We start from the raw sequence: 1,827 nt of genomic DNA, 5'->3' as shown, positions 1-1,827 counted from the left end.
TGACTCTGTCGGGGATCTTGGTCGCTACGGCGTCAGCTGACGGCTCGCCAGGAACGCAAGCGCTGGATACCTTGCTGGTCGAGGTGCTCCTGGAAGGCAGTCGGTGGTCGTGGGGGCGTGCTCTCGCCCGGAGACTGCCGGCTGAGGCGTTCGATGTTGACGGCGATGGCGGTGAGCACGTGCTGCAGGTGGGCCTTGGCCAGGCCGCGGTATCGGCAGTGGCGCATGCCGTGGCCGTGGGCGAACTCGCAGATCGTGCCCTCGATGCCGGACCGCACCGCGTAGCGCTTGTGCCAGGCCGGTTCCTGCTGCTCGGCACGGTTGCGTATCTGCAGTTCGTGCAGCTCGCGCGGGGGGAAGCCCACATTGCGGGCGGCGTCGCGGGAGGTGGTGCACTTGGCCCGGACTGGGCAGGGCTGGCATTGGCTCTTGGTGAAGCGGGCCACGATGAGCGGGGCGGCGGTCGGCGAGGATGTCGGGTAGGGGCCGTGCCAGCCCTTGCTGACCTGGCCCTGCGGGCAGGTGACCTCCTGGCGGTCGAAGTCGATGCGGAAGTCGTCACGGGCGAAGCCCTCGCCCCGGCGGTGTTGGTGGGTGGGGTTGCCCGGCAGTGGTCCGACGACGGTGATTCGGTGGTCGCGCTCGGCGTGCTCCAGGTGGACCAGGGAGGTGTAGCCGCCGTCGACCAGGTGCTGGTCGGGCCGCAGTCCCCGGTGTTCCAGCCGGGTGTGGATGCCGGGCAGGACTTCGGTGTCGGCGCTGGTGGCCGGCATGGTGGCCACGTCCGTGATCACATTGGCGCCGTCGTTGGAGCAGGTCTCGGTCACGTGCGCGAGGAATCCCGTCCAGCGGGTGACCTGCCCTCGGCGGGCGTATCGGGCTGTCGGATCGTAGGGCGAGACGATCCGGTGTGCGGAGAGCGGCAGGCCGCTGTCGTCGTCATCGTCGCGCCAGCGAAGACGGCCGACGGTGTCCCAGTAGTAGTTCTGAACAAGGATCTGCCGCAGGACCTGCACCTGGGGGCCGTCCAGCAGGCCGGGATGGTTCCGGGCCAGGTGTTCGAGCAGTCGGCGGGCGTCCGCCCCGGTGGTGTTGATCCTGGTCTTGGGCCGGGTGGGGTTCTTGCCCAGGCGCACCGGCCGACCGTAGCGGCGTCCCCAGTCCTCCTCGACCACGCCGGTCAGCGCATGGCCGGCGGTGCGGGCGAGTTCCTCCAGGGCCGCCCGCATGGCTTCGGTGACCAACTCCAGGCGGGTCAGGTCGCGCACGGCGGCCAGGACGTGGGTGGAGTCGGTGCGCTGGGTTGTGCGCTCGCGGACCAGCCCGGCGTCTTTCAGACGGGCCAGGGCGAGGTCGAGGAGACGATCCGCCCGGCCGTCCTCCAGCAGGCGGTCGCGGAAGTCGGTGAGCACGCTGTGATGGAAACCGGGGTCGTCGAGGTCGAGGCCGAGCGCGTACTTGAAGTCGATCCGGCAGCGCACGGCCTCGGCGGCGTCGCGGTCGGAGAGCCCGAGCAGGAACTGCAGCACGCTCACCGTGGCCAGCTGGGCGGGCGACAGCCCAGGACGCCCATCACGCGGGTACCAGTCGGCGAAGTCCTCGTCGCTCCACAGACCGTCGAGGCGGTCACGCACCCACATCGCCGTCGTGCCACCTGGGTTGCTGGCACGCGCCATCCGCGCGGTCAACACCGGTACCTCGGCACCCGGACGGGGACGCACCGACATCTCTCACTCCTCGCCAGTCTCACGGGCCTTGTACACCCGCAAGACTGACGCACCGCCGTGATCACAGGCAGCCGAACACCAAGATCCCCGACAGAGTCAA

The 1,827-nt window shown here is 69.8% G+C and carries 1 protein-coding gene; it reads right to left on the bottom strand.

Annotated elements, in window-relative coordinates; all coding sequences use genetic code 11:
• Window positions 1-32 precede the first annotated feature (32 nt).
• Window positions 33-1,727 carry an IS1182 family transposase gene (locus P3T27_RS40860; protein WP_280686448.1) on the bottom strand — a complete coding sequence of 565 codons (1,695 nt, stop codon included), beginning with the start codon at window positions 1,725-1,727 and terminating at the stop codon, window positions 33-35.
• Window positions 1,728-1,827 lie beyond the last annotated feature (100 nt).

Origin of the sequence: Kitasatospora sp. MAA19 (assembly GCF_029894125.1) — a bacterium.
Taxonomy (GTDB): domain Bacteria; phylum Actinomycetota; class Actinomycetes; order Streptomycetales; family Streptomycetaceae; genus Kitasatospora.
The sequence above is the reverse complement of the archived record's forward strand: the minus strand, read 5'-3'. Positions and strand labels throughout refer to the sequence as shown.

What these genes read in the sequence shown, in the direction of transcription:
- P3T27_RS40860 (WP_280686448.1), bottom strand. Translation starts at nt 1,727, where the DNA reads ATGTCGGTGCGTCCCCGTCCGGGTGCCGAGGTACCGGTGTTGACCGCG.